Origin of the sequence: Pseudoduganella sp. UC29_71 (genome assembly GCF_042693265.1) — a bacterium.
Lineage (GTDB): Bacteria > Pseudomonadota > Gammaproteobacteria > Burkholderiales > Burkholderiaceae_D > Rugamonas.
Genome location: NZ_CP170549.1, coordinates 1,599,967 through 1,625,720 on the forward strand (window position 1 = coordinate 1,599,967; position 25,754 = coordinate 1,625,720).

Here is a 25,754-nt window from a genome sequence, read left to right on the forward strand (position 1 = left end):
GTCAGGATTGAACTTGGGCGGCCTGGTGCCAGGCTGCGATGCGGTATTGCGTTTGCCACGGCCGCTGCGGGGACAGGGCGATGCCGAGGCGGTCGGCCAGCGGGTGGCCGGCGGGCGCTTGCGCCACGCGGCCCAGGTCGAACAGGCTGTTGACCGGTTCGGCGCCGATGGCGAGATGGCGGCTCATCCAGGGGAAGTGGATGCGGCCGCCGTTGCTGATCCATAGCATCAGGTCGGGCAGCTGGGCGGTGTCCCACCACATGCCGACGCTGGCGGCGTAGTCGAGGTAGTGCAGCGTGAACGGCGCGGGAGCGGCGCCCACCGGGTCGCCTGCCGGGGCGGGGGACTGCAGCCCGCGCACTTGCAGCAGCTCCTCGCTGGGGCCGGGCAGGGGCAGGCGGCTCAGGTCCAGCGGGCCGTCCGTGCCGGCCATGCAGGCCAGGCTGGCCGACCGGGTGTCGGGGCGCAGGCGGGAGATGGCGCCGGGGGCGTTGGCGGGGTAGCTGTGCACGCCCTCGTGCGCGGCCAGTTGCACCAGCACGCGGCCGGCGGCGGGCGGCAGGCGGAAGGTGGGGTGCAGTCCGGCCGGCAGGCGCGCTTCCCTGCGCACGTGGACGATGAGCGTGATGTCCAGCGCCGGCGCGTGCGGATCGGCAGCGATGATGCGTTCAACGCGCGTAACGGGCGAATCTGCGGGGTAGTCGATGGCCAGGTGCAGGCGCTGTGGCGTGGCGTCGACGCAGTGCCAGGCGTGGTTGGCGGCGTAGCCATGGTCCCATTGGTCGCCGGCGGGGTGCGTGCGCCAGGCGGGCGGCAGGTCGAGCGGCTGGTCGGCGCGGCCGAAGGGGACGCAGGGCCATTCGCCGCGCAGGCGCTGCAGGATGCCGGGCAGGGCGTCGGCGGCGGTCATGCCGTGCCAGGGGGCGACGTGCATGATGTCGAATTCGCGGCCGCCTTCCAGGCGCAGCGTGACAGGACCGAGCATGCCGCCCAGCGGCTGCACTTCGGCGCTGCCGTGTTCCCATTGGAGTCTCCAGGCGCGGCTCATGCGGCGCTCCCGGCCGCGACGGCTGTGGCGGCAACAGCGGCGACAGCGGCGACAGCGGTAGCAGCGGAAACAGCGGAAACAGCGGAAACAGCGGAAACAGCGGAGACAGCGGAGACAGCGGCAACGGCGGCAACGGCGACGCCGCACGCGGTTGCAGGCGCCGGGCGGGTGCGCACTGCGGGTTTAGCGACGTACATCGAGCGCTCCCGTCATGGCGGCCCGCACCTGCGCGGTGGTGGCCAGGTTGAAGTCGCCCGCGATGCCGTGTTTCAGCGCGGCGGCGGCCAGGCCGAATTGCAGCGTCTCGGCGTGCGTCCAGCCGCTGTGCAGGCCGTGCAGGATGCCGGCCGCGAAGGCGTCGCCGGTGCCGATGCGGTCGACGATGCCGTCCAGCTCCACGGCCGGCGCGGCAAATGTGGCGGCGCGGGTGTGCAGGGTGGCGGCCAGCGTGTGGCGGCCGGCGCTGTGCTGCGCGCGCACCGTGGCGGCCAGGGCGCCCAGCTTGGGGAAGGCGGCGAAAGCCGCTGCGGCGGCGTCGGCGCGCGTGCCCGCCGCGTCGGCGGGCGCACCCGGCGCCTGGGCCAGTTCCGGCCGGCCCAGTACGAGCGCGATATCGCGCTGGTCGGCGAAGGCCAGGTCGGCATGGCTCATCAGCTCGCGCAGCACGGCGGCGCCGTCCTGGCCCTGGGCGGCCCACATCGATGCGCGGTAGTTGCCGTCGTAGGCGACGCGCACGCCCAGCGCGCTGGCGGCGCGCACGGCGGTCAGTACCGCTTCGGCCGCGCGGGGACCGATGGCGGGCGTGACGCCGGAAACGTGCAGCCAGTCGGCGCCGTCCAGCAGCGCAGTCCAGTCATGCAAGCCGTCCTGCGCTTCGGCGAACACCGAGCCGGCGCGGTCGTAGATGATCTCGGGCGGCCGCGTGACGGCGCCCGGCGTGAGGAAGTACAAGCCCATGCGGCCGGGACGGAAGGCGATGGCGCCGGTGTCCACGCCATGCCCGCGCAGCACTTTGCGCGCCGCGTGGCCGAGCGCGTTGTCCGGCAGCGCGCTGACCATGGCCGCGTCGTGGCCGAACTGCGCCAGCGATACCGCCACATTGGCCTCGGCGCCGCCGATGCACGCCTCCAGGCCGGCCGAATGCGGCAGCGATTGCAGCAGCAGCTGGCCGGCCGGCGCGGACAGCCGCACCAGCACTTCGCCGTAGCAGACGATGCGCCCCTTCATCGCGCCAGCCATCCGCCGTCCACCGGCAGCACGATGCCGTGCACATAGTCGCTGGCGCGGCTGGCCAGGAACACGGCGGCGCCGCCCAGGTCGGTGGGCTGGCCCCAGCGCCCGGCCGGGATGCGCGCCAGGATGGACGCGCTGCGCTCCGGGTCCGCCTTCAGGGCCGCCGTGTTGTTGGTGTCGAAGTAGCCCGGCGCCAGCGCGTTCACGTTGATGCCCTTGACGGCCCACTCGTTGGCCAGCGCCCTGGTCAGCCCGGCCACCGCGCTCTTGCTGGCGGTGTAGGCCGGCACGCGGATGCCGCCCTGGAAGGACAGCAGCGAGGCCACGTTGATGATCTTGCCGCCGCCCTGCTGCGCCATGTGCGCCGCAGCGGCCTGGGACAGGAAGAACAGCGCCTTGAGATTGGTGTTGATGACCGCATCCCAATCCTCTTCGCTGACGTCCAGGCTATCCGCGCGGCGGATGATGCCGGCGTTGTTGATGAGGATGTCCAGCCGGCCCTGCCGGGCCAGCGCTTCGGCGACGATGCGCTGCGCCGGTTCGGCGCCGGACAGGTCGGCCGCGATGAAGTCGAAGCGGCGGCCGACGGCCGCCACCCGCGCGGCAGTGTCGGCGGCGTCGCTGCGGCCCACGGCCACGATGTCGGCCCCGGCCTGCGCCAGCGCCACCGCGATGGCCTGGCCCAGGCCCGTGTTGGCGCCGGTGACGAGGGCGGTGCGCCCCGCGAGATTGAACAGTTCGGACATGGCGGCCCCTTACTTCAGCTGGCAGATGTCGAGCACATTCATGTCCGTGTAGTCGAGGTTTTCCCCGCCCATGGCCCAGATGAAGGCGTAGTTGGCCGTGCCCGACCCCATGTGGATGGACCACGGCGGCGACACCACCGCTTCCTCGTTGGCCACAATGATGTGGCGCGCCGAATCCGGTTCGCCCATGAAGTGGAATACGCGCTCGCTGTCCTTCAGGTCGAAGTAGAAATACACTTCCGAGCGGCGGTCGTGCAGGTGCGGCGGCATGGTGTTCCACACGCTGCCCGTTTTCAGGATGGTGAGGCCAAGCAGCAGTTGCGCGGACTGGCATACGCCGGGAATGACGTACTGGTAGATGGTGCGGGCGTTCGAGGTTTCGGCGCTGCCGCGTTCGAGCGGCACGGCTTCCGCGTTGGAGATCTTTTTCACCTCATAGCGGACATGGGCCGGCGTGGAGGCGAGGTAGAAGCGCGCCGGCTGGCCCGCGTCCAGCGATTCGAAGGTGACGTCCTGCGTGCCCATGGGGAGATACAGGCCGTCGCGCGGCGCCAGTTCGTAGGCCGTGCCGTCCACGGTGACGCGGCCGGTGCCGCCCGAGACGTTGATGACGCCCATCTCGCGCCGCACCAGGTAGGGCTGGCCCGCCGCCGACGCCGGCTCGGCGTGGCGGGGCAGGGAAACGGGGCCGCTCACCGGCGCCGCGCCGCCAATCACGAAACGCTCATGATGGCAGTAATTGAGCTGCACACTGTCCGCCACGAACAGCTTGCTGATCAAATAGCGCTCACGCAGCTGATCGTTGCTGACTTGCGCCATCATGTCGGGATGGGTGGCGTGGTAGGTTTTTTCGTACATTGCGGTCTCCATGCTCGCGCGCTAAAACGCTTGCGGTCTGTTATCGATAACAACTATAATACCCATGTCGGCTGAAAATGCCAAGCAGAACAAACAAAACGAGAGACACGGATGATCAGACAGCTATTCCTGCTGGCCATGGCCGCAGCGGCGCCGCAGGCGGTGTGGGCCGCTCCCGCCCAGCCCTGGACGGCGGACCTGGGCGACGGCCATTACCGCAACCCGGTCCTGCACGCCGACTACTCCGACCCGGACGCGATCCGCGTCGGCGACATGTTCTATATGACGTCTTCCAGCTTCAGCAACGCGCCCGGCCTGCCGCTGCTGCAATCGAGCGACATGGTGAACTGGGAGCTGGTGGGCCACGCGCTGCCGCAGCTGTCGCCGGCGCAGTTCTTCGCCGTGCCGCAGCCGGGCAAGGGCGTGTGGGCGCCGGCCTTGCGCCACCACGACGGCAAGTTCTGGATCTTTTATCCGGACCCTGACGTGGGCATCTACGTGATGACGGCCGAGAAGTTCGCCGGCCCCTGGAGCGCGCCCCGGCTGATCCTGGCCGGCAAGGGCATCATCGATCCGGCGCCGCTGTGGGACGACGACGGCAAGGCCTGGCTGCTGCACGGCTGGGCCAAGAGCCGTTCCGGCATCAACAACATCCTCACCCTGCGCAGCATGGCGCCGGACGGCAGCAGGCTGCTCGACGAGAAGGGCAGGGACATCATCAACGGCGACAAGCTGCCGGGCTACTTCACCATCGAAGGCCCCAAGCTGCACAAGGCGCACGGCTACTACTATGTGTTCGCGCCGGCGGGCGGCGTGGAGAACGGCTGGCAAGCCGTGTTCCGCTCGCGCAGCATCGAAGGTCCGTACGAGGACCGCATCGTGATGGCGCAGGGCATGTCGGCCGTGAACGGGCCGCACCAGGGCGCGTGGGTGGACGGCATCGACGGGCGCGACTGGTTCTATCACTTCCAGGACAAGGGCGCGTACGGACGCGTGGTGCATCTGCAGCCCATGCGGTGGAAGGACGGCTGGCCGGTGATCGGCGAGGACAAGGACGGCGACGGCGTGGGCGAGCCGGTGCTGCGCCACGCCAAGCCGGCGGGCCGCGACCGAGGCGTGCAGGTTCCGGCCACCACGGATGAATTTTCCGGCAAGGCGCTGGGCCTGCAATGGCAGTGGAACGCGAACTATCTGTCTTCTTGGGCTTCGCTGACGGCGCGCCCCGGCTATTTGCGGTTGCCAGCGCAGCCGATGGCCGGCGGCGCCAACCTGCGCGAAACGCCGTCCGTGCTGACACAGAAATTCCCGGCGCCGGTGTTCGGCGCGGACGCCAGCATCACGCTGGGCGGGACGCGGGACGCCGCCGGCGGTGCGGACGGGCAGCGCGCGGGCCTGGTGGTGCTGGGCATCCGCTACGCGTGGGTGGGCCTGCGCCGGGAAGGCAAGGCGGCACAGCTGGTGCGCGCCGTGTGCGAAGCACCGCCACCGGACAAGTGCGCGGAGCGCAGCGAGGTGATGGCTACCGTGCCCGCCGCCACGGCCTACCTGCGCGTGCGCGTGGACGCGGACGCGATGGCGCAGTTTTCCTACAGCCTGGATAACAAGACTTTCATCCCCGCCGGGCAGCCGTTCAAGGCCGGCGTGGGCCGCTGGGTGGGCGCGCAGCTGGGCCTGTTCAGCACCGTGCCCGCCACGGCGGCGGCAAAGAACGCCTGGGCGGACATCGATTACTTCCGCATCACGCCCTGAGCGGCGACTATAACAAGGAGACATAGTGATCAGTAAATTCATCCGCCTGCTGGCCGCCGGGCTTGCAGTCGCGGCATCGACGGCAACGGCCACGGCCGCCCCGCAGAACGCCCTGCAAGTGCACCGCTTCCCCGAAGCGTTCCGCTACACCCACCACAACGACGACTACACCGTGCGCGTGCGCACGCCCGGCGGCGTGTGGCAGGACCTGTACGAGTACAACGTGAAGGTGGACCTGGACAAGCCGGTCAAGGACGCGTCCATGGTCTACTTCAATTTTGACGGCGCGGTCGAAGTGGCGGTGCAGAAGAATAACGGCGCCTTCTCGCAAGTGGCCGTGCGGCCTACGGCGCGCGGCATCAAGCCGGTGGTGAAAGGCGGCGTGGCCTACTTCACGCTGAACCGCGCGGAAAACCTGAGCGTGGAATTCGACGGCGACCGCCACCACAACCTGCACCTGTTCACCCACGCCATCCGCAAGGACATGCCGCGTCCGGCGGAAGGGGCCACCGGCATGAGCACCGGCAAAGGCGAAACGCCCGACTTCACCCAGCCCGTGGTCTACTTCGCGCCCGGCCTGCACGACGGCGAATTCAAGCTGCGCTCGAACACCACGGTCTACATCGACGGCGCCGCCGTGCTGAAACGGCCGCTCATCATCGACGGCGTGGAAAACGTCAAGGTCTACAGCGACGGCCTGTTCATGGGCGCCAGCCAGCTCCAGATCCGCAACTCGCGCAACGTGCTGATCGATGGCCCCATCTTCGTCAACCAGCCCGAAGGCACCATGCGCTGCATTACCTCGCAGGATCTGGAAGAGCGCAGCATCCGCACCATAGGCGGCGGCCAGTGGTCCGACGGCCTGGGCCACTTCGCCTGCGAGCGCGTGAAGATCTCGGACAGCTTTATCCGCACCTCGGACGACTGCATCACGCTGTACAACCACCGCTGGGACATCTGGGGCAACACGCGCGACATCAGCGTGAGGGACACTACGTTGTGGGCCGACGTGGCGCACGCCGTCATGATCGGCATCCACGGCAACACGCCCACGCCGGCGCACCCGGAGGCCGAAGTGCTGGAGCGCATCCGCTTCAGCAATATCGACATCCTGGAGCATGACGAGGACGACCCGGAATACGAAGGCGCCATCGGCATCATGGCCGGCGACGACAACCTGGTGCGCGACGTGACGTTCGAGGATATCCGCGTCGAGCGCATCGAGGAGGGCAAGCTGTTCAACCTGCACATCGCCTACACGCCCAAGTACAACACCAGTCCCGGGCGCGGCATCGAGAACATCACGCTGCGCAACATCAGCTACAGCGGCCTGGGTTCGCCCAGCGCCTCCGTCATCTACGGCCACGACGCGAGCCGCAAGGTGCGCAACATCGTCATCGACAACGTCACCGTGGGCGGACGCAAGCTGACAGGCCCTGAGGCCAACCTGCTCGACATTGGCCCCCACGTGGAAGGAGTGCAGTTCAAATGACGACGAAACGATCCGCGCTGGCGCTGGCCTGCGCTGTGCTGTCCGCGCCGCTCTGCGCGCCGCTGTCGGCGCAAACGCTGCTGACGAAGAACTTCAGCGCCGACCCCTCGCCCCATTACTTCAAGGGCAAATACTACGTCTACGCCACGGACGACCAGAACAACTCCGGCGACAAGTGGGATTCCACCTCCTGGCGGCTGCTGGTGTCCAGCGACCTGGCGCACTGGGAAGACAAGGGGCCGTTCCTGCCGGCCACGGTGTTCAAATGGGCGGCGGCGGGCGCCAACGCCTGGGCGCCGGAAGCGCTGGAATACAAGGGCAAATACTACTTCTTCGCGCCCGTGAACCAGACCCAGATCGGCCTGGCCGTGAGCGACTCGCCGGAAGGCCCGTTCGTGGACGCGCTGGGCAAGCCGCTGGTGGACAAGGCGCGCGACGCCAACGCGGGCGCCGAGCCGATCGACCCGGCCGTGTTCGTGGACGGCGACGGCCGCATCTATATGTACTTCGGCACGCGGGTGCCCAAGGTGGTGGAGCTGGCGCCGGACCTGCGCGGCACCGTGGGGCCGATCCGCGACGTGGCGGTGAGCGGCTTCCCGGCCGACAGCAAGCCGTATGGCGAGGCGCCGTTCCTGCATCGCCACCAGGGCGTGTACTACTTTTCCTTCTCCACCGGCTGGCCGGGCCAGATCGTCTACGCAACCGGCGCTTCGCCGCTGGGACCCTTCAGCTACAAGGGCGTGCTGATCGACTACCTGAAGATCTCCACCAACCACCACGCCATCCTGGAGCAGGGCGGCAAGACGCTGCTGTTCTACCACGACAATGCGCTGCCCGGCGGCGGCAGCCACAAGCGTTCGGTCCTGATGCAGGAAATCCGCTACGACGGCGACGGCAACATGCTGCGCTAGCGGAACGACAGTTCTCCGGAGCCGGGTGCGCGGTTTTTTCCTCTTTCCGCACGCCCGTTCCCTCTTTGCCCGCTTATCCGTGTAAGCGGGTTTTTTTTTCTTCACGGATCTGCGGGATGGTGTTGCCCTTTACGGCGCTTACGGCGGCGACCTCGTCCGGACCTAGCGCGCCTTCCCGACGAGTAGCACGAGGTAGTAGTGGTTAGCAGCTTTTAGTAAAAAGCGAAAAACGAGACACTTCCCCCTGCCTGCTGCTGGCCGGCCGCCGCCGGCTATGCCGAAACTCTGCAAAAAACTCATAGCTCGCGTAAAAAAAGATATAGGTGGAGGCTGCGGAAGGCGGGTACGCTGCCGGAATACTCCACAACTTGCATCTACGTCATGGCAACTACTTCCCCTATCAAGATCGGCCTGGTCGGCCTCGGCAAAATCGCGGTTGACCAGCACATCCCCGCCATCCGCGCCAATCCGGGCTTCGAGCTGGTGGCCGGCTGCTCGCCGCACGCGCGGCCGGACGGCATTACCGCCTACAACGACATGGCCGGCATGCTGGCCGCCCATCCCGAAATCGAAGCGCTGGCCATCTGCACGCCGCCGCAGGTGCGCCACCGCATCGCCAAGGAGGCGCTGGCCAGCGGCCGCCACGTGTTCCTGGAAAAGCCGCCCGGCGCCACGCTGGGCGAGGCCGAAGCCTTGCGCGACTTCGCCGCGCAGCAGGGCAAGACGCTGCTGGCGAGCTGGCATTCGCGCTTTGCGCCGGCCGTGGGCGCCACCCGCGACTGGATCGCCCAGCATCCGCTCAAGAGCGTGCAGATCGTGTGGAAGGAAAACGTGCGCCAGTGGCATCCGGGCCAGGCCTGGATATTTGCGCCGGGCGGCATGGGCGTGTTCGATCCGGGCATCAATGCCTTGTCCATCCTGACGGCCGTGGTGGGCGACCTGGTGGTGGTGAAGAAGGCGGACCTGCACATTCCGGTGAACTGCGACGCGCCCATCGAGGTGCAGCTGGACATGGCCACCGAAGGCGGCGTGCCGGTGAGCGCGGCGTTCGATTTCCTGCAGGAGAACCTGCAGACGTGGAGCATCTACGCCGAAGCGCAGGACGGCGGCAAGCTGGCGCTGCACATGGGCGGCACCACGCTGGAGATCGACGGCAAGGCCGTGATGAAGGAAGCGGAGCGCGAGTATCCCGGCCTGTACGCGCACTTCCACGCGCTGGTCTCGGCCGGCCAGTCGGATGCCGATTTCGCGCCGCTGCGCATCGTGGCGGACGCCTTTATGCTCGGCAAGCGCATCGCCGCGCCGGCATACGTGGAGTAAGCGCCGCGCTAGGAACGCAGCTCTTTCAGGATCTGGGCGGCGGCGCGCTCGGCCTCCGCCTCGGCGCTGTGCTGGTCCATCAGCTTCAGGTCCGCCGACACGCGCCGCTTCGGGTAAATGTGCGCCATGTGCATCGGGTTGCTGGAGGGCGCGTAGATGGACACGAAGGCGCCCCATTGCGCGGTCCCTTCCAGCAGTTCGCCGGTGTACTCGACTTCGTAGCCATCGATCATCTTGATCGGCATCGCTGTTCTCCCAAACAAAAAAGCCCCCGGGCCACAGGCGCCGGGGGCTTTGCTTTACCGAAGTAACCTTATCAGATGGTGTCCAGCGCAGCGTTGAAGGTCGCGCTAGGACGCATCACGGCCGAGGTCTTGGCCGGCTCGGGGAAGTAGTAGCCGCCGATGTCCATGGCCTTGCCTTGCACTTCGGCCAGTTCCGCGACGATCTTCGCTTCGTTCTCGCCCAGGGCCTTGGCCAGCGGCGCGAAGTGCGCTTTCAGTTCCGCGTCTTCGTTCTGCGCGGCCAGGGCCTGCGCCCAGTACAGCGACAGGTAGAAGTGGCTGCCACGGTTGTCCAGCTCGCCGGTGCGGCTCGATGGCGACTTGTTATTGTCCAGCAGCTTGCCGGTGGCTTCGTCCAGGGTCTTGGCCAGCAGCTTGGCTTTCGCGTTGCCGGTCTTGATGCCCATGTCTTCCAGCGACACCGCCAGCGCCAGGAACTCACCCAGCGAATCCCAGCGCAGGTGGTTTTCTTCCACCAGCTGCTTCACGTGCTTCGGCGCCGAACCGCCGGCGCCGGTTTCGTACATGCCGCCGCCGGCCATCAGCGGGACGATGGACAGCATCTTGGCCGAGGTGCCCAGTTCCAAGATGGGGAACAGGTCGGTCAGGTAGTCGCGCAGGATGTTGCCGGTCACCGAGATGGTGTCCAGGCCGCGGAAGGCGCGTTCCAGCGTGTAGCGCATGGCGCGCGTCTGCGACATGATCTGGATGTCCAGGCCGGTGGTATCGTGGTCTTTCAGGTAGGTCTGCACCTTCTTGATCACTTCGTTCTCGTGCGGACGGTAGGTGTCCAGCCAGAACACGGCAGGCATGCCGGAGTTGCGGGCGCGGGTGACGGCCAGCTTGACCCAGTCGCGGATCGGCGCGTCCTTCACCTGGCACATGCGCCAGATGTCGCCTTCTTCCACGGTCTGGGTCAGCAGCACTTCGCCGGTGGCCAGGTCGGTAATGTTGGCGATGCCGCCTTCCGGCACTTCGAAGGTCTTGTCGTGCGAGCCGTATTCCTCGGCTTGCTGCGCCATCAGGCCCACGTTAGGCACGGTGCCCATGGTCTTCGGATCGAAGTTGCCATGCCATTTGCAGAAGCCGATCATCTCCTGGTAGATGCGGGCGAAGGTCGATTCCGGCATCACAGCCTTGACGTCCTTCGGACGGCCGTCGGCGCCCCACATTTTGCCGCCGATGCGTATCATGGCCGGCATCGATGCGTCCACGATGATGTCGTTCGGCGAGTGGAAGTTGGTGATGCCCTTGGCCGAGTCGACCATGGCCAGTTCCGGACGGTTGGCGTGGCAGGCGTGCAGGTCCTTCAGGATTTCTTCCTTCTGCGACGCCGGCAGCTTTTCGATCTTCTCGTACAGGTTGCCCATGCCGTTGTTCACGTTCACGCCGATCTCGTCGAACAGCTTGGCGTGCTTGGCGAACGCTTCCTTGTAGAAGATGCGCACGCAGTGGCCGAACACGATGGGGTGCGACACCTTCATCATGGTCGCTTTCACGTGCAGCGAGAACATCACGCCGGTCTTGCGCGCGTCTTCCAGCTCGCGCTCGTAGAATTCGAGCAGCGCTTTTTTGCTCATGAACATGCTGTCGATGATTTCGCCGGCTTGCAGCGAGACCTTCGGTTTCAGCACGATGGTCTTGCCGGAGGCGGTGATCAGTTCCATCTTCACGTCGCGCGGCTTGTCCAGGGTCATGGACTTTTCGCCGTGGTAGAAGTCGCCATGGTGCATATGCGACACGTGGGTGCGCGAAGCCTGGCTCCACTCGCCCATGGAATGCGGGTTCTTGCGCGCGAATTCCTTGACGGCCTTCGGTGCGCGGCGGTCGGAGTTACCTTCGCGCAGCACCGGGTTGACCGAGCTGCCGATGCACTTGCCGAAGCGGGCCTTCAGGGCTTTTTCTTCGTCGGTTTTCGCGTCTTCCGGGTAGTCCGGCAGCTTGTAGCCGCGGCTTTGCAGCTCGCGCACGCAGGCTTGCAGCTGGGCCACGGAGGCGCTGATGTTGGGCAGCTTGATGATATTGGTGTCCGGCAGCTGGGTCAGGGCGCCCAGTTCGGCCAGGGTGTTTGGTACTTTCTGTTCGTCGGTCAGGTACTCGGGGAACTCGGCCAGCACGCGCGCCGCCACCGAAATATCGCTGGGGACCACGTCAACGCCGGCAGGCGCTGTGAACTTTTTGATAATGGGCAGCAGGGAATAGGTCGCCAGCAGCGGCGCTTCGTCGGTCAGTGTGTAGATGATTTTTGATTTTGGTGTTGCCATGGTTTCCCTCGTATGCGGTCGGTGCCGGTATTCACTTGATAAGTTTTCAGGCACAGGAATAGTCGTTCTTGCCCTGGGCGCTACGGTGTCGGCGCTGACCCCTTTTTCGCCCAAGTGCGTATTTTAGACCCTAGACACTAATATTGGGCGGAAACCCCTCGGTTCCGGGCGGATTAGGGCGAAATGTTTTATACTTTCGATAGCATTGATAGCATTCAGAGGCGGCCATGGCCCAGTTATTGGTACGGAATCTCGAGCAGAGCGTGGTGGACGCCTTGCGCCGCCGCGCTGCGGACCATCACCGCAGCGCCGAGGCCGAGCATCGCGACATCTTGCGCGCGGCACTGCTGGAGCAGCCGCCCAAGCGGCTGTTAAAAGAGGTGCTTGCCGCCATGCCGTATTTTGACGATGACGATGTGTTCGAGGTCCGGTGACCGGCGCATGGCTTATCTGATCGATACCAGCGTCATTGCCGAATACCGCAAGGGCGGGCGGTGCCACCCCGGCGTGGCGCGCTTTTTCCAGACCGTGGGGGATGCGGAGCTTTTCCTGCCGGTCCAGGCGATAGGCGAGATTCGGGCCGGCATTGCGCAGGCGCGCAGGAGAAAAGAATTATTACAGGCCGGGAGTTACGAGCATTGGCTCGACGGGCTGCTGGGCAGTTTCACCGGCCGGATAATTGAATTCGACGCCGACTGCGCGCAAGTGTGGGGAGCGCTCCTGACCGGAGAAAAGAAACGACCCTCACGCCATGGACAAGCAGATCGCGGCGATTGCCATCGTGCGCGATATGACGTGGGTGACACGGGATAGGGGATTTCGCTCTGTTTTAGCAGCCCAAGTCAGGCTGCTTGACCCGTTCCAGGACTAAGTTGCTCAATGCCGCGCCCAGGCCACGAGCGGCGCCAGCCAGCGGGGGCGCCAGCTTAGCGTGAAGGCCACCGTCAGGGCTGATCCGGCAAGGGACATCACCCAGACCAGCGCCGCCATCGAGGCGTGGTCTGCCCACAGGCAGAGCAGCAGGGAGGCGAGCCAGGCGAGGGCGCCCAGCGCGCGCAGCTGGCGGACCGTGACGGCCGAGGCGGGCAGGCCGCCACACACTTGTTGCCAGTGAGGCTCCATCGATAGCGCCAGCCAGCCGGCGCCGGCCACGGCGGCCGCGATGGCGGCGGTCAATATCAAAACGTTATGCATGGGAGCCTCGTGAAGTGACACCGTCCTGCTCGGCCGGGCTGGCGCGGTGGCTGGCCGACAGGCTGGCGGATGATGCGCCGCCCTCGCGGCTGCGGGGCGCAGGCAGGCTGTCATGCTGTTCTCGGCGGCGCAGCTTGCGCGCGGCCAGCATGGCGAGGGCGGCGCTGGACAGCAGGGCCAGGTCCAGGCCTGCCACTGGCCAGTAGCCTTCGCCCACGGTCTTGAGCAGGTGGTCGCCGGTGGTGACCGCGTTCAGCACCACGGCGGCGACCGCCAGCGCCGCCACCGTCCAGCATTGCTCGCGCCACGCGGGCGAGAGGCGCGCCGCCCGCACCGGCGCGCTGCGCCATGCCGCGTGCAGCAGCGACAGCAGCCAGGCGCCCCAGAACACGTTCCTTTCCCAGTCGCCCCGGTGCGGCATATCATCCGGCAGCAGGCGGTTGGCCACCAGCATGGACAGTGCCGCGATCAGCATGCCGGTGACGGCCGCCGTGGCCAGCGCGTCCACCCAGCGCGCGCCGGCCGCGCCTTGTCTGGCGTGCTGCCGCTTGCGCTTCTCCACGTAGAAAATGAAGCCGGTGGCGATGCAGGCGCAGCCCGACAAGCCGCCCAGCACATAGAACCAGCGCAGCAGCCAGTGCTCGAAATGCTGCAGGTGCAGGCCGGTGAGAAATTCGTTGATGCCGGACGCCGCCGCGGGCACCGGGTCTGCGCTGATCACGTCGCCGCTGGCGTTGAAGTGCACGGCCTGGCCGACCAGCGCCACGCGGTCGCTGCCCGCGCGGTAGATGCTCACATAGCTGTTGGCGTCGCCGATATGGTTCACCACCAGGAACCCCACGGTGCCCGGCATGCCGCGCGCGGCCCAGCGGCGCTTCGCTTCCACCACCATCGCATCCACGGACGCCAGCGGCGCGGCCACGCCGGCCGGCTTGAACGGCAGCCCCTTGGCCCTGGCCTCGGCCATGGCGTGCTCCATGGCCTGCGGCTTGAGCAGGGTCTGGTCCACCGGCAGGTAGATGCCGGCGAAGATCACCAGGCCGGTCAGCGCGAAGATGAAGTGGAAGGGCAGGGCCGCCACGCCGGTCAGGTTGTGCAGGTCCAGTACGCTGCGCTGCGTTTGCTTGTCGGGCCGGAAGGTGAACAGCTCGCGGAAGACCTTGCGGTGCATGACCACGCCGCTCACCAGCGCGGCCAGCATGGCCAGCGCCGCCAGGCCCACGATCCAGTAGCCCAGCCCTTTCCATTCAATGTGCAGGCTGTAGTGCAGCGGGTAGAAAAAGCCGCTGCCGATCTTGAGCTGGTCGTGCGGCAGCACGCGGCCGCTGCGCGGGTCGATGGTGACGTGGCCGTGCACATGCTCGTCCGGATCGGCCGGGTTGTTGGACACGCCGAACTCGGCAAACAGCTGCAGCACCGGATCGCGGTGCGTGGTGTAGGCGCTCCAGCTGCGCGCCGGGCCGACCACGGGAGCGGCCCCGATGCGGCCGCGCGCCGCTTCGATTTCCTCGTCCTCGGGCGCGATCTGGCGGAACACCGGCGCCAGCAGCTGGTCGTAGGACGGCATGGGCTGCGGCGCGAAGCGGGTTTGCGGGATGGCCCAGCGGTCGATTTCACGGTCGAACACGGACAGCGTGCCGAAGAAGAACACGGCCATCAAGATAAAGCCGAGCACCAGGCCGAACCAGGTGTGCAGCCAGGCCATGGACAGGCGGAAGGATGGGAACATGGGGAACTCCGGTAAGGGTGGGCGTCAGTGGGCGCGGGGCAGTGGGCGCGAGTCTGTGGGCGAGGCTCAGGCGCGCGTGAGCAGCCATGCGGCGCCCGTCATGGCCGCGCCGCCGCCCAGCAGCACGCACCACACGCGCAGCAGGCTGGCCGCCGCATAAGCCCAGCAGAAGCAAACCAGGAAGACCAGGAAGGCTAGCAGATACGCCACCGTGCGGGCCTCGCCGTAAGGCACGCCGGCCGCCAGCAGCAGCGCGATGCCCAGCACCACGCAGCCCCACACAAAGGCATACCCTCCCAGCAGGCTGGCGGCAACGCGCGACACGATGTGGCTGGCGGCGTGTTTCATGGCGGCCTGTCCCATGTCAGAAGCGGTAATCCATCGTCAGCAGCACCTTGCGCGGCTGGCCGTAGGTGTACGGCGCGCCCCACCAGTAGCTGCCCGAGCGATACTTCTTGTTGGTGAGGTTGGACAGGTTCAGCTGCAGCGAAAGCTGGTCGCTGAAGGCGTAGCGCGCCATCGCGTCCACCAGCGCATAGGCGCCCTGGCCGACCTTCTCCGTGGCGCCGGTGGCGGGATTGACCGCGCTGGCCGGACGGCCGCCTTCCCAGTTCACGCCGGCGCCGAAGCTCACGCCGCGCCATGCGTCCACCATGGTGTACTTGGTGAACAGCTTGAACTGCTTGCGCGCATGGTCCACCGCCACGTCCACGCCGTCGGCATCCCGCGCGGAGAAGCGGGTCCAGCCCACGCTCAGGTTCAGGTTGCGCGCCAGGTCGCCGTTCACTTCCATTTCATAGCCCTTCACCGTGACGCCCTGCGCGGTGCGGAAGGCGGGATTGGTGGTGCCGGGCACGAAGTAGCCGACATCGGCCACGGCGAAATTGCTTTGCTCGGTGCGGAACACGGCCGCCGAGGCATTCAGCTTGCCGTCCATGAATTCGCCTTTCAGGCCGGCCTCGTAGCTCTTGCCTTCCAGCGGGTCGAGGTAGTTGCCGTTGCGGTCGCGGCTGGTCTGCGGCTTGAACTGGTCGGTGTAGCTGGCGTAGGCGGACGTTTGCGGGCTCAGGTCGTACACCAGGCCCGCGTACGGCGTGAACACGCGCTTGTGGTCGATCTGGTAGGCCGATGCAGTCCACGCCGCCGCTTCCTCCTTGCGCTGCCAGTTGCTCACGCGGCCGCCGACGATGGCCTTCAGGGCATCGGTCAACTGCAGGCGGGACGCGGCATACACGGCGGACTGCTCGGTGGTGCCGCGCGAACCCCGGTAGCGCGCGCCCATGGCCGGTTCCGGATAGGAGCCGTCCCAGTGGTTAAAGTCCGGTAGCGGCGCCATGTCGCCCACCAGGTCGCGGTTGCTCCAGCCGTCCGTCAGGCGGCTGTGGACCAGGCCCACGTTCAGCTCGTGATGGCGGCCGAACAGCTGGAACGGGCCGCCGGCGCTGACGCCGGCTTGCGTCTGCTTGGGATCGGAGATGTAGTGGTAGGGCAGGGCTTGCAGGCCCAGGCCCGTGGCGCGGTCCGGGTCGCCCCACATCCACAGCAGCTTGGAGTCCTCGTTCTGGCGGTGGTGGCTCACGTCGGCGCGCAGCGTCCAGCGGTTGGCCAGCGTGTGCTGCAGGTTGATGAAGGCGGTCTGCTCGTGCGTGTCCCACTGGTTCCAGCGGGTGGCCGTGGTTTTGCCGGTGCCCCAGTCGGTGCGGCTGCCGTCCGCGTACCAGTAGGGCAGGCCGGCCCACAGCACGCCGTTGCGTTGGTCGCGCTGGTCGCTCAGGCCCACGCTCAGGCGCGTGTTCTTGCCGAGGTCCGCGTCCACCACGCCGTAGAACAGCTTGTTGTCCGTGTGTTCCAGGTCGATGAAGGCGTCCTGCTTGCCGACGCTGGCCACGAAGCGGCCGCGCACCGAGCCGTCCTGGTTCAGCGGCGCACTCAGGTCCACGGTGCCGGTGCGCTGCTTCCACGAGCCCAGCTGGGCGCTGACGGAACCGGTGAAGGTTTTGCTGTCCGCATGCTTGCGCACCAGGTTCACGGCCGCCGACGGATCGCCCGCGCCGCCCAGCAGGCCGGTGGCCCCGCGCACCACTTCAATGCGGTCGTAGAGCGCCGTGTTGCCGGTTTCGATGCCGATGTTCCCGGTGGCCATGGGGATGCCGTCGAACTGGAAATTGGTGATGTCGAAGCCGCGCGCCGACAGCTGGTTGCGGCCCCGGTCCACTGGCTTGACCGAAATGCCGATGGTGCCGCCCAGCGCGTCGGCCACCGACATCATGGCCTGGTCCTCGATGCGCTGGCGGGTGACGATGGAGATCGACTGCGGCGTGTCCCGCACGGACAGGTCCAGGCCGGTGGCGGTGGACATGGCCCCCTTGGTGTAGGAGCTTGAACCTTCGGTGGCGCCGGACAGGCTGCTGCCTTGCACGACGACTTGCGGCAGCACCGCATCCGCGGCGGCAACGTGCAGCTGCTCTTCAGCGTGGCCTTGCATGGCGCATAGCGCCAGGGAAACTGCCAGCGCCATGCGCGCCGGCCGGGAATGGCGGAGGGAGGTTGTCATTGGATATGATTGAGAATGAGAATGCAAATGAGAACGATTCGCAACATTATATGGAGAAAATGCCAGATGTGCAAAGGAATTGCTATCGGCGAGGGGGGAGGTGGCGCGAGCGCCTGGGGGCCGGTCGGTTTGACCGGAGGCGTTGCGCGTTTATTGCCGGGTAACCTGGACCAGGCTGGTCATCGCGTCCACGTACAAGGTTTTGTCGTCGGCGAATAGCGGCAGCAGGGGCGTGACCGATACCTGGTTCAGCTTGGTCCGGCGCAGCTGGCCGGTGGCGGGGTCCTTGAACACCGCATAGGGCACGTCCTGGATGACGTAGGGCTCGCCGTTGACGTGGCCGATGATCATGAGCACATGGCCCGGGACCACGACCAGGTCGCCCACCTCGGCCTGGCGCAGCGCGCGCACGCGCTCGGCGTGCGTGTCCTGCGCGGTGAACGTCCGGTGATGCAGCGCCGTGCTGCTGCCCTGCAGTCCGGAATTGTGCTGCAGCAGCAGGCCCATGCTGCGATAGACCTCGCTGGTCAGGCCGCTGCAGTCGCGCGCGTTGAACTGGTGGCCCCAACCATAGCGCTCGCCCAGGAATTTGAATGCCTGGCGCAGGATGTTGGCGCGCGTGAGCGGCAGGTAGCCGGGGGCGGTGTCGGCAGTGCGGCGCACCAGCGCGCTGCGAAACGCCAGGCTGCCGTCCGGCAGGCGCACCGGCAATTTCACCACCCACGAGGCGACGCTGCTGGCGCCGTTCACCGGCTCGCCGGGCGAGTAGTCCGCGCCGGGCAAGGCCACGCCCATGTCCAGGTCGAGTTCCGATACGTCCGGCGCGTCCGGCGTGGAGACGGTGCGGACCTGGTCGCCCGTCACCACGCGGCCCGGCGCCTGCGCGGCATAGGAGAAAACGGCGCGCGGCTGGCCCTCGGCGATATTCGTGGCCTTCACCCAGGCCGGGCCTTGCGTCGTCATGACCAGCAGCCATTCTCCGTCAGCGCTGCGGTGCGCTATCACCACGGGCTCGCCCGGAAACAGCACGCCGGCGGTCAGGCTTTCATAGTCGCGCTGGTCGACGCCGGCAAAGAACTGGAGGTCGGTGGGCAGCGTCCGCATGGGCGTGCGGCGTACGCTCAGTCCATACCGTGTCGGCGTGGCCGCGACGGCATCGGCGGCGGTGCTGCTGCGCAGCGCCTGCAGCTGGGCCGGCGTCACCTGCCGTCCCTTGATGTCCACCACCAGCTTGATGGGCGACTGCTCCGCCTGCCGCAGCCACTCGGCAATCTGCTCCCGCGTGAGGGTGGCCGGCAGCGCCGCCAGGTCGATGAAGCCGCCGCCGGGCGCATAGGCGGCGCGGCGCTGCGCCGCCAGCTGCGCGCTGCTGCGCAAGGTGGCGGTCGGGGACGGGGCGCGGCGTATCCAGTAGTCGGCGGCCAGCATGTCTTCGCTGACGGCCGGCACGCCCCATGCGGACACGGCCGGCGGTGCCGCGTGGGCGGCAGTGGCCAATGCAAGGGCAAGCGTCAGCGCGGCAGGGAACTGGAAACGCATCGTAGTCGTCGCAGGTTGGGCGGAGCTGCCATGATAGTCCATTCCCGCGCCGCCGGCACCTGGGCGGCACATGGGCGGCAGCCGGGCGGCAGCAGCCGGCCTTGCCGCCTGCGCGCTGGTCAGTGCACCGCGTGCAGCTTGACCGGCGGGCCGTCGTCGCGGCCGGCCCAGGCGGCGATGGCGGCGGCCATGGCGATGGCGAAGGCGCCGCCTACGAACATGGCGCTGGCCACCCCCAGGTGGTCGACCGCCACGCCGCCCACCAGCGCGCCGCTGGCCAGCGACACTTGCGCGGTGGCGACGAACACGGCGCCGCCGCTTTCCATGGCGTGCGGCGCGGCCCTGAACATCCAGGTCTGCACCGAGATCGGCATCATGCCGAAGGCCAGGCCCCAGGTGATGATGAGCGCGGTGGCGCCCCAGATGTTGGTGCCCAGCACGGGCAGCAGCGCGGCCGAGACGCCCATCACGAGGCCGGTGGCGATCAGCGAGTTGCGCACGCTGCGCGCCACGGCCCAGCCGCCGATCAGGTTGCCGACGAAGCCGGCGGCGCCGAACACGAGCAGCAGGGCGCTGGTGGCCTTCGCGCTCAGGCCGCCGATCTGGGTCAGGAAGGGCGTGACATAGGTGTAGGCGGCGAACTGGCCGATGAACACCAGCAGCGTGGCCAGCATGCCGAGGCGGCCTTTTTTCACGCGCAGCAGCGCAGGCAGGTGGGCGAAGGTAGTGGCTTTGTCGGTGGGCAGCTTGGGCAGCAGGAACAGCTGCGCAAGGAATACCAGCACGGACACGGCGCCGGCGGCGGCGAAGGCCAGGCGCCAGCCAAGCGCTTCGCCGATCACCGCGCCGGCCGGCACGCCGGCCACCGTGCCCAGCGAAATGCCGGCGAAGATGACGGCCGTGGCGCGCGTGGCGGACGCTTCGGGCACCAGTCGCCCGCCCAGCGCCCCGCCGATGGCCCAGAAGCCGCCCACGCCGATGCCGAGCAGCGCACGGCCCAGCAGCACCAGCGGCAGCGAGTGCGACAGCGCAACGATGAGGTTGGAAATGGCGAGCAGGGCGGTCAGGCCCAGGATGACATGGCGGCGGTCCGCCTTGCCAACGCCGACGGTGACGAGGATGGCGGCGAAGGCGGCCACCAGGCCCGGGATGGTGACCATCATGCCGGCAATGCCTTCGGTCACGCCCAGCTCGGCGGCGATGGCGGGCAGCAGGCCGACCGGCAGGAATTCGGTGGTCACCAGCGCGAACGAGCCGACCGCCACGGACAGCACGGCCAGCCAGGCCGCGCGGGTCGGCGGCGCGCTGGGCGAAGGGGAAGGAGAATGGGTGGGCGCGAGGGCGCCGTCGAGCGCATCGTCGCGCGCGGGCAGGGCGTTTGATTGGTTTTGCATGGGTATCCTTTAGGCCAGTGCAGTAAAAGTGCTTGAGTTTTTTACTGATCGGTTCATAATCTACTGCAGTGCAACATTTGTCAATGAATTTTTAACCGATCGGTATGAAAGATAGTTCCACGCCACCCCGCAAGACCGGCCGCCCGCGCTCCTTCGACGAGGACGCGGCGCTGGAGCAGGCCATGCAAGTGTTCTGGGAAAAGGGCTACGAGGGCAGTTCGCTGCAGGACCTGACCGACGCCATGGGCATGAACCGCCCCAGCCTGTACGCCGTGTTCGGCAACAAGGAGAACCTGTTCCGCATGGCGGCCGAGCGCTACCGCGCGGGCCATGAGCCGCAGTTCATTGCCGCGCTGATGGAGCCGAACGCGCGCGCCGTGGTGTCCCGCCTGCTGCGCGACACGGCGGATGCACAGACCGAGGATGGCAAGCCGCACGGCTGCCTGGTCATCAACGGCGCGCTGGCCTGCGGCGAGGAAGCGATGCCGATCAGGACCTCGCTGGCCGAACGCCGCGCCGAGCAGAAGGACCTGCTGTGCGAACGCTTCGAACGCGCCAGGCGCGAAGGCGACCTGCCGGCCGACGCCTGCCCGGTGCAGCTGGCGCGCTATGTGATGACCGTGTCCAACGGCATGGCGGTGCAGGCCGTGGACGGCGCCACCCGCCAGCAGCTGCACGAAGTGGTGGACCAGGTGCTGCGCTCCTGGCCGGCCTGAGGCCGTTTTCCTTTTTCGCTCAAATAGTTGATTGGTCCAGCCAATTTTGTAATTGGTCTTGCCGCAATGTCTGCCCGGGGCTACCATGTTTTCGGCACTAATGCCTGAAACTTATAAAGCGAGGGGACACAGCATGGATGAAAAAGGCCACGGACCGATGGATCGGCGTACTGTTTTGAAGGCGGCTGCGGGGGCTGCAGGCTTGGTGCTGGCGGCGGGCGCGAACAGCGTCTTCGCCGCCGAGCCGCGCAAGCGCTACGCCGTGGTGGGCGTAGGCTCGCGTGCCCGCATGTTCACCGGCGCCATCACCGGCACCTACCGCGACCGCAACGAGATCGTGGCGGTATGCGACCGCAACGCCGGCCGCGCTGCGCTGGCTGTCAGGAAGATCACCGCCACCGGCACCGGCACGCCCAAGGCCTACGCGCCGGACGACTTCGAGCGCATGGTGCGCGAGACCAGGCCGCAATTCGTCATCGTCACCACCACCGACGCCAGCCACGACGACTACATCGTGCGCGCGCTGGACGCCGGCTGCGACGTCATCACCGAAAAGCCGATGACCACCACGGCCGAAAAGGCGCAGCGCATCCTCGATGCCGTAAAGCGCAGCGGGCGCCATATCCGCGTCACCTTCAACTACCGCTATGCGCCGCCCCGCACCCAAGTCAAGGACATCCTGATGAGCGGCGAGATCGGCGACGTGATGTCGGTGGACTTCACCTGGCTGCTGAACACCAGGCACGGCGCGGACTACTTCCGCCGCTGGCACAGCAACAAGGCCAATTCGGGCGGCCTGATGATACACAAGGCCACCCACCATTTCGACCTGGTGAACTGGTGGCTGGGCGCGCAGCCGGAAATGGTGCACGCCTTCGGCTCGCGCCAGTTCTACACGCCCGCCACGGCCAAGCGCATGGGCCTGCAGGGCGCGCACCAGCGCTGCCTGACCTGCACCGAGAAAGAGAAGTGCACCTTCTACTTCGACCTGGCGGCCGACCAGGGCCTGAAGGAACTCTATCTGGACAACGAGAAGCACGACGGCTACTACCGCGACCAGTGCGTGTGGCGCCCCGAGATCAATATCGAGGACACCATGAACGTGATGGTCAAGTACGACAACGGCGTGCAGCTGAACTACGCGCTGTCGGCCTACGACGCCTGGGAGGGCTACCACATCGCCTTCAACGGCACCAAGGGCCGGCTGGAGCACCGCATTGTCGAATCGGCCGGCGTGGCGGGCGCCAACGAGGTGCAGAGCAAGAGCAACAACGTGCAGATCCGCGTGATCCCGCTGCGCGGCAACCCGCGCGACATCGAACCGTGGACCGGCACCGGCGGCCATGGCGGCGGCGACGACGTCATGCTCAAGGAGATCTTCGGCGACGCGCCGGCCGATAAATACAAGCGCGTGTCCGACGAGCGCGCCGGCGCGTATTCCTGCCTGGTGGGCGTGGCCGCCAACCGCTGCTTCGAGAGCGGGGCCTCGGTGCGCATCGCCGACCTGGTGACCGGCCTGACGCCGCCGGACCGCGCGCCCATGCCGGACCGCGGCGCGCCGCTGCCCATGCCGATGCGGGTGAAAATGGTCTGACCGGGACCGCGCGGGCCTGCTGCGGCGTTGCCGGCAATGTGGGTAAATAGCAACGCCGTAGCCTGTCTGGCCTGATATGTACGGTTTTTCTTGTTAAGGTGGTCTAACCAATTTAGTATCTGGCTATACCAAATAAAAGATTGATCGAGCCAATTCGACTAGACACCTTGAGGAGGAGATGCCCCATGAAACAAACCGGTAAACCCAATCTGGAACGCGCAGCGCTGGCGGCCGCCGTCAGCCTGGCAGTGTTGCAGATGGCCGCTCCGGCCTATGCGCAAAGCGCGCAGGCCGGCGACCAGCAAGTGCAGGCCGTCGTCGTGACCGGCTCGCTGATCCGCCGCGCCGCCGACGAAGGCGCCACGCCGCTGACCACCATCAAAGCCACCGAACTGGCCGCGCGGGGCCACACCGAACTGAAAGACCTGGTGCTGGAGCAGCCGCAGTCGCTGTCGCTGGGCACCAACTCGGGCGCCGCCGGCCCCGTCACCAACTTGCGCGGCCTGGGGCCGATGCGCACGCTGACGCTGCTGAACGGCCGCCGCCTGGCCAACGAGCCGCTGCAAGATCAATATGTATCCGTGAACGTGATCCCGCGCATGGCGCTGGACCGCGTGGAAACCTTGAGCGGCGGCGCCGCCTCGATCTACGGCGCGGACGCCATCGGCGGCGTGCAGAACTACTGGACCAAGCGCGGCTACGAGGGCATGACCCTGAAGGCTGAATACGCCCGTCCGGACATGGGCACGGCTGGCGACACCAAGAGCGTCGGCGCCATCATGGGTACCGGCAACCTGGCGCGCGACGGCTACAACGTCTATGTCGCGGTGGACCACCAGCGCAAGTCGGCGCTGTTCCAGTCGGACCGCCCGCAGCAGCACGATCCAGAAATCCTGCGCACGCTGGGCCTGGGCATCACGCCGGACGCGCGCAACCCCAACCCGTTCGCCAACTTCGGCTTCACCCGTGCGGCCAACTCGAACTACAACCCGGCCTTCGCCACCGGTTGCGGCGGCACGCCGTACTCCATGGTCACGCTGGGCAACGCCAGCCTGAATAATCCGCCGACCTATGCGCCGGGCTGCGCCCGCAATCCGCTGTTCTGGACCGCCGTCACCGACGGCAGCGAAATCACCAACGTGGCCGCGCGCGCCAGCTGGAACGTGGCCGGCCACAAGATCGACCTGGACCTGCTGCACAGCGACTTCACGGTGCAGAAATACCGCGGCATGCAAGTGCCGGGCGCCACCCAGCCGTTCACCACCTACTCGCTGCCGTCGACCAGCCGCTTCTACCCTGGCAAAGGCATCACGCCGGGTGTGCAGGTAGTGGGCAGCAACACCGGCGCCAACACGCCGACCATGTTCATCGACCAGAGCAAAACGCCTGGCACGGTCAGCAACCTGAACTTGAACAACCGCACCGTCTACTTCCAGTGGGGGCCTGCAGAACTGGGACCTGCCTACCGCAACGACCAGCAGACCAACGACCGCATCGTGCTGTCGGCCGAAGGCGAAGTGCTGGGCTGGGACTACCGCGTGGGCCTGAACCACGGCATGTCCAAGCGCGACACGCGCGTCGGCGAAGGCTACATTCTGTACACCAAGGCGCAGGAAGGCTTCGACAAGGGCATCCTGAACCCGTTCGGCCTGCAGGACGCGGCCGGCCTGGAATACCTGCGCAGCATCCAGGCGAACGACTACACCTACCGCCTCAACAAGGCCTACAACCAGAGCGTGGACGCGACCTTCTCGAAGGCGCTGATGGCGCTCGGCGGCGGCGACCTGACGCTGGCGGTGTCCGGCGAATTGCGCCGCGACTCGGCGCGTACCTTTAACGCACCGCTGGACTATGTGTTGAAGAAGGCCGACGGTTCCTACAACATCGATGCTTCCGGCAACGTGGTGCAGTCCGACCTGGTGGGCGAAACCCCGCAAGGCGTGGCGAAGAAACTGCGCCGCGACATTTCCTCGCTGGTGATGGAGGTGGATGCGCCGCTGACCTCGACCTTCCTGCTGAACGGCGCCGTGCGCGCCGACCACTACGACGATCTGAAGCAGACCACGGTCAATCCGAAACTGGCCGCGCGCTGGCAGCCGCTGAAGTCCCTGGTGCTGCGCAGCTCCCTGTCCACCGGGTTCCGCGCGCCGTCCATCATGGACATCCAGAACCCGACGCCGGAAGTGCGCACCCAGGTGATGGACGATCCGGTCCTGTGCCCAAGCTCGCAGCCTACCGTGGCCGGGACCGGCACGCCGAAGGCAGGCTACACGGCGGACCAGGTCTGCAACGTGACCACCAACTACTGGACCAAGACGCCGAACAATTCCTTCCTCAAGCCTGAGAAATCCCGCGGCTTCTCCTTCGGCGGCGCCTACGAGCCGATCAAGGACTTGGCCATCACGGTGGACTACTGGGGCCTGAAGCTGAAGGACGTGCTGGGCGCGCTGACCATCGCCGAAGTGCAGCAGAACCCGACCAAGTACGCCGAATACATCATTCGCGGCTCGAACGGCGTGATCGACCATATCGTGGCCAGCCAGGCCAACCGCGGCCAGACCCGCATCCGTGGCGCGGACGTATCGGGCAGCTACCGCTTCCCGACCACCAGCGTCGGCACCTTCGATGCAAAGATCGACGCCACCTGGTATCACAAGTATGAGTTCCAGAGCGAGAAGGACGGCCCATGGCTGACGAACATCGGCATCATCACCAATGATGGCCGCTTCGGCGGCGCAGGCCCGAACTCCGGCCTGGCCGGCATGCCGCAGATTAACCCGCGCTGGAAGTACACCGCGGCACTGACCTACACCACCGGCGACTGGAGCGGCACGCTGTCGCAGCGCTTCCAGACCGGCTTGAACGACCTGACGCCGCGTACCGGTTCCACGCTGACCACGGTGGATTCGTACAGCCAGTACAACCTGAACGTGCGCTACAAGGGCTTCAAGAACGCCACCATCAGCCTGGGTGTGAACAACCTGACCAACGAATGGCCGCCACTCACGTCCAACAGCATCTACAGCGGCGGCTACGTGACCAGCATGGCCGACATGATGGGCCGTGTGTACCGCATGTCGGTTGAGTACAAGTTCTAATGTAGTGGTATGAAAATCGCGGCCCTTCGGG

Annotated in this window: 21 protein-coding genes; 9 read left to right on the plus strand and 12 right to left on the minus strand. The window is 66.9% G+C overall.

Features of this window, described 5'->3' with window-relative positions; genetic code table 11:
• Window position 1: 1 nt before the first annotated feature.
• The 4 genes from ACFJI2_RS07070 to kduI all read right to left on the minus strand — a co-directional run bounded on the left by ACFJI2_RS07070 (window position 2) and on the right by kduI (window position 3,885).
• Window positions 2–1,048, minus strand: coding sequence for a hypothetical protein (locus ACFJI2_RS07070; protein ID WP_377704365.1), 1,047 nt, complete (start codon window positions 1,046–1,048; stop codon window positions 2–4).
• 183 nt (window positions 1,049–1,231) lie between these two features.
• The gene (locus ACFJI2_RS07075) at window positions 1,232–2,287 is read right to left on the minus strand and encodes a sugar kinase (RefSeq protein ID WP_377704366.1); all 1,056 of its coding nucleotides are present in this window, start codon (window positions 2,285–2,287) and stop codon (window positions 1,232–1,234) included.
• Entirely contained in the window at window positions 2,272–3,027 is a 756-nt protein-coding gene (kduD, locus tag ACFJI2_RS07080; RefSeq protein WP_377704367.1) for a 2-dehydro-3-deoxy-D-gluconate 5-dehydrogenase KduD, read from the minus strand. The genes ACFJI2_RS07075 and kduD overlap by 16 nt, the downstream gene beginning before the upstream one ends.
• Window positions 3,028–3,036: 9 nt before the next feature.
• On the minus strand, window positions 3,037–3,885 hold the full coding sequence (kduI, locus tag ACFJI2_RS07085) for a 5-dehydro-4-deoxy-D-glucuronate isomerase (protein WP_377704368.1): 849 nt from the start codon (window positions 3,883–3,885) through the stop codon (window positions 3,037–3,039).
• Window positions 3,886–3,996: 111 nt separating this feature from the next.
• Here kduI and ACFJI2_RS07090 point away from each other — a divergent pair, with 111 nt between their 5' ends.
• From ACFJI2_RS07090 to ACFJI2_RS07105, 4 genes are all read left to right on the plus strand, one after another.
• The gene (locus ACFJI2_RS07090; protein WP_377704369.1) at window positions 3,997–5,634 is read left to right on the plus strand and encodes a glycoside hydrolase 43 family protein; all 1,638 of its coding nucleotides are present in this window, start codon (window positions 3,997–3,999) and stop codon (window positions 5,632–5,634) included.
• A gap of 25 nt (window positions 5,635–5,659) precedes the next feature.
• Entirely contained in the window at window positions 5,660–7,126 is a 1,467-nt protein-coding gene (locus ACFJI2_RS07095; RefSeq protein WP_377704370.1) for a hypothetical protein, read from the plus strand.
• Window positions 7,123–8,037 (plus strand): family 43 glycosylhydrolase, encoded by a 915-nt coding sequence (locus tag ACFJI2_RS07100; RefSeq protein WP_377704371.1) that lies wholly within the window; start codon window positions 7,123–7,125, stop codon window positions 8,035–8,037. Before ACFJI2_RS07095 ends, ACFJI2_RS07100 begins: the two co-directional genes overlap by 4 nt.
• A 381-nt stretch (window positions 8,038–8,418) precedes the next feature.
• Complete coding sequence (locus ACFJI2_RS07105; protein ID WP_107980151.1) at window positions 8,419–9,357, plus strand: Gfo/Idh/MocA family protein; 939 nt, start codon at window positions 8,419–8,421, stop codon at window positions 9,355–9,357.
• Between the two features lie 8 nt (window positions 9,358–9,365).
• On the opposite strand, the gene ACFJI2_RS07110 is transcribed toward ACFJI2_RS07105, so the two are convergent.
• Together ACFJI2_RS07110 and ACFJI2_RS07115 are read right to left on the minus strand one after the other, a co-directional pair.
• Window positions 9,366–9,602, minus strand: coding sequence for a hypothetical protein (locus tag ACFJI2_RS07110; RefSeq protein ID WP_107871647.1), 237 nt, complete (start codon window positions 9,600–9,602; stop codon window positions 9,366–9,368).
• Window positions 9,603–9,673: 71 nt separating this feature from the next.
• A complete protein-coding gene (locus ACFJI2_RS07115) occupies window positions 9,674–11,905 on the minus strand; it encodes an NADP-dependent isocitrate dehydrogenase (protein WP_107871649.1) in 2,232 nt (743 codons plus the stop codon).
• 227 nt (window positions 11,906–12,132) lie between these two features.
• On the opposite strand from ACFJI2_RS07115, the gene ACFJI2_RS07120 reads away from it, so the two are divergent.
• Both ACFJI2_RS07120 and ACFJI2_RS07125 read left to right on the plus strand, forming a co-directional pair.
• Window positions 12,133–12,339 carry a DNA-binding protein gene (locus ACFJI2_RS07120; RefSeq protein ID WP_377704372.1) on the plus strand — a complete coding sequence of 69 codons (207 nt, stop codon included), beginning with the start codon at window positions 12,133–12,135 and terminating at the stop codon, window positions 12,337–12,339.
• Between the two features lie 7 nt (window positions 12,340–12,346).
• Window positions 12,347–12,718 carry a hypothetical protein gene (locus ACFJI2_RS07125; protein ID WP_377704373.1) on the plus strand — a complete coding sequence of 124 codons (372 nt, stop codon included), beginning with the start codon at window positions 12,347–12,349 and terminating at the stop codon, window positions 12,716–12,718.
• Between the two features lie 63 nt (window positions 12,719–12,781).
• Here ACFJI2_RS07125 and ACFJI2_RS07130 read toward each other — a convergent pair whose 3' ends face one another.
• The 6 genes from ACFJI2_RS07130 to ACFJI2_RS07155 form a co-directional block, all read right to left on the minus strand.
• A complete protein-coding gene (locus ACFJI2_RS07130) occupies window positions 12,782–13,099 on the minus strand; it encodes a DUF3325 family protein (RefSeq protein WP_377704374.1) in 318 nt (105 codons plus the stop codon).
• The gene (locus ACFJI2_RS07135) at window positions 13,092–14,828 is read right to left on the minus strand and encodes a PepSY-associated TM helix domain-containing protein (protein WP_377704375.1); all 1,737 of its coding nucleotides are present in this window, start codon (window positions 14,826–14,828) and stop codon (window positions 13,092–13,094) included. Before ACFJI2_RS07135 ends, ACFJI2_RS07130 begins: the two co-directional genes overlap by 8 nt.
• Before the next feature lie 66 nt (window positions 14,829–14,894).
• Window positions 14,895–15,176, minus strand: coding sequence for an iron uptake protein (locus tag ACFJI2_RS07140; RefSeq protein WP_107872402.1), 282 nt, complete (start codon window positions 15,174–15,176; stop codon window positions 14,895–14,897).
• A 16-nt stretch (window positions 15,177–15,192) separates the two neighbouring features.
• The gene (locus ACFJI2_RS07145) at window positions 15,193–17,382 is read right to left on the minus strand and encodes a TonB-dependent siderophore receptor (RefSeq protein ID WP_377704376.1); all 2,190 of its coding nucleotides are present in this window, start codon (window positions 17,380–17,382) and stop codon (window positions 15,193–15,195) included.
• Between the two features lie 150 nt (window positions 17,383–17,532).
• Complete coding sequence (locus tag ACFJI2_RS07150; RefSeq protein ID WP_377704377.1) at window positions 17,533–18,921, minus strand: SH3 domain-containing protein; 1,389 nt, start codon at window positions 18,919–18,921, stop codon at window positions 17,533–17,535.
• 119 nt (window positions 18,922–19,040) lie between these two features.
• Window positions 19,041–20,315: an MFS transporter gene (locus ACFJI2_RS07155; RefSeq protein ID WP_377704378.1), complete on the minus strand. Its 1,275-nt coding sequence runs from the start codon at window positions 20,313–20,315 to the stop codon at window positions 19,041–19,043.
• Between the two features lie 104 nt (window positions 20,316–20,419).
• On the opposite strand from ACFJI2_RS07155, the gene ACFJI2_RS07160 reads away from it, so the two are divergent.
• The 3 genes from ACFJI2_RS07160 (at window position 20,420) to ACFJI2_RS07170 (ending at window position 25,723) form a co-directional block, all read left to right on the plus strand.
• On the plus strand, window positions 20,420–21,031 hold the full coding sequence (locus ACFJI2_RS07160; RefSeq protein WP_377704379.1) for a TetR/AcrR family transcriptional regulator: 612 nt from the start codon (window positions 20,420–20,422) through the stop codon (window positions 21,029–21,031).
• A 133-nt stretch (window positions 21,032–21,164) separates the two neighbouring features.
• Window positions 21,165–22,625, plus strand: coding sequence for a Gfo/Idh/MocA family protein (locus tag ACFJI2_RS07165; protein WP_377704380.1), 1,461 nt, complete (start codon window positions 21,165–21,167; stop codon window positions 22,623–22,625).
• Window positions 22,626–22,810: 185 nt separating this feature from the next.
• The gene (locus tag ACFJI2_RS07170; RefSeq protein ID WP_377704381.1) at window positions 22,811–25,723 is read left to right on the plus strand and encodes a TonB-dependent receptor domain-containing protein; all 2,913 of its coding nucleotides are present in this window, start codon (window positions 22,811–22,813) and stop codon (window positions 25,721–25,723) included.
• The last annotated feature ends 31 nt before the right edge of the window (window positions 25,724–25,754 follow it).

Bases quoted from the DNA above. Each gene is read 5' to 3' on its own strand.
- ACFJI2_RS07165 (WP_377704380.1), top strand. From the start codon at position 21,165: ATGGATGAAAAAGGCCACGGACCGATGGATCGGCGTACTGTTTTGAAG.
- ACFJI2_RS07140 (WP_107872402.1), bottom strand. From the start codon at position 15,176: ATGAAACACGCCGCCAGCCACATCGTGTCGCGCGTTGCCGCCAGCCTG.
- ACFJI2_RS07070 (WP_377704365.1), bottom strand. From the start codon at position 1,048: ATGAGCCGCGCCTGGAGACTCCAATGGGAACACGGCAGCGCCGAAGTG.
- ACFJI2_RS07125 (WP_377704373.1), top strand. From the start codon at position 12,347: ATGGCTTATCTGATCGATACCAGCGTCATTGCCGAATACCGCAAGGGC.
- kduD (WP_377704367.1), bottom strand. From the start codon at position 3,027: ATGTCCGAACTGTTCAATCTCGCGGGGCGCACCGCCCTCGTCACCGGC.
- ACFJI2_RS07075 (WP_377704366.1), bottom strand. From the start codon at position 2,287: ATGGCTGGCGCGATGAAGGGGCGCATCGTCTGCTACGGCGAAGTGCTG.
- ACFJI2_RS07145 (WP_377704376.1), bottom strand. From the start codon at position 17,382: ATGACAACCTCCCTCCGCCATTCCCGGCCGGCGCGCATGGCGCTGGCA.
- ACFJI2_RS07110 (WP_107871647.1), bottom strand. From the start codon at position 9,602: ATGCCGATCAAGATGATCGATGGCTACGAAGTCGAGTACACCGGCGAA.
- ACFJI2_RS07160 (WP_377704379.1), top strand. From the start codon at position 20,420: ATGAAAGATAGTTCCACGCCACCCCGCAAGACCGGCCGCCCGCGCTCC.
- ACFJI2_RS07170 (WP_377704381.1), top strand. From the start codon at position 22,811: ATGAAACAAACCGGTAAACCCAATCTGGAACGCGCAGCGCTGGCGGCC.
- ACFJI2_RS07090 (WP_377704369.1), top strand. From the start codon at position 3,997: ATGATCAGACAGCTATTCCTGCTGGCCATGGCCGCAGCGGCGCCGCAG.
- ACFJI2_RS07120 (WP_377704372.1), top strand. From the start codon at position 12,133: ATGGCCCAGTTATTGGTACGGAATCTCGAGCAGAGCGTGGTGGACGCC.
- ACFJI2_RS07135 (WP_377704375.1), bottom strand. From the start codon at position 14,828: ATGTTCCCATCCTTCCGCCTGTCCATGGCCTGGCTGCACACCTGGTTC.
- kduI (WP_377704368.1), bottom strand. From the start codon at position 3,885: ATGTACGAAAAAACCTACCACGCCACCCATCCCGACATGATGGCGCAA.
- ACFJI2_RS07105 (WP_107980151.1), top strand. From the start codon at position 8,419: ATGGCAACTACTTCCCCTATCAAGATCGGCCTGGTCGGCCTCGGCAAA.
- ACFJI2_RS07115 (WP_107871649.1), bottom strand. From the start codon at position 11,905: ATGGCAACACCAAAATCAAAAATCATCTACACACTGACCGACGAAGCG.
- ACFJI2_RS07130 (WP_377704374.1), bottom strand. From the start codon at position 13,099: ATGCATAACGTTTTGATATTGACCGCCGCCATCGCGGCCGCCGTGGCC.
- ACFJI2_RS07155 (WP_377704378.1), bottom strand. From the start codon at position 20,315: ATGCAAAACCAATCAAACGCCCTGCCCGCGCGCGACGATGCGCTCGAC.
- ACFJI2_RS07150 (WP_377704377.1), bottom strand. From the start codon at position 18,921: ATGCGTTTCCAGTTCCCTGCCGCGCTGACGCTTGCCCTTGCATTGGCC.
- ACFJI2_RS07100 (WP_377704371.1), top strand. From the start codon at position 7,123: ATGACGACGAAACGATCCGCGCTGGCGCTGGCCTGCGCTGTGCTGTCC.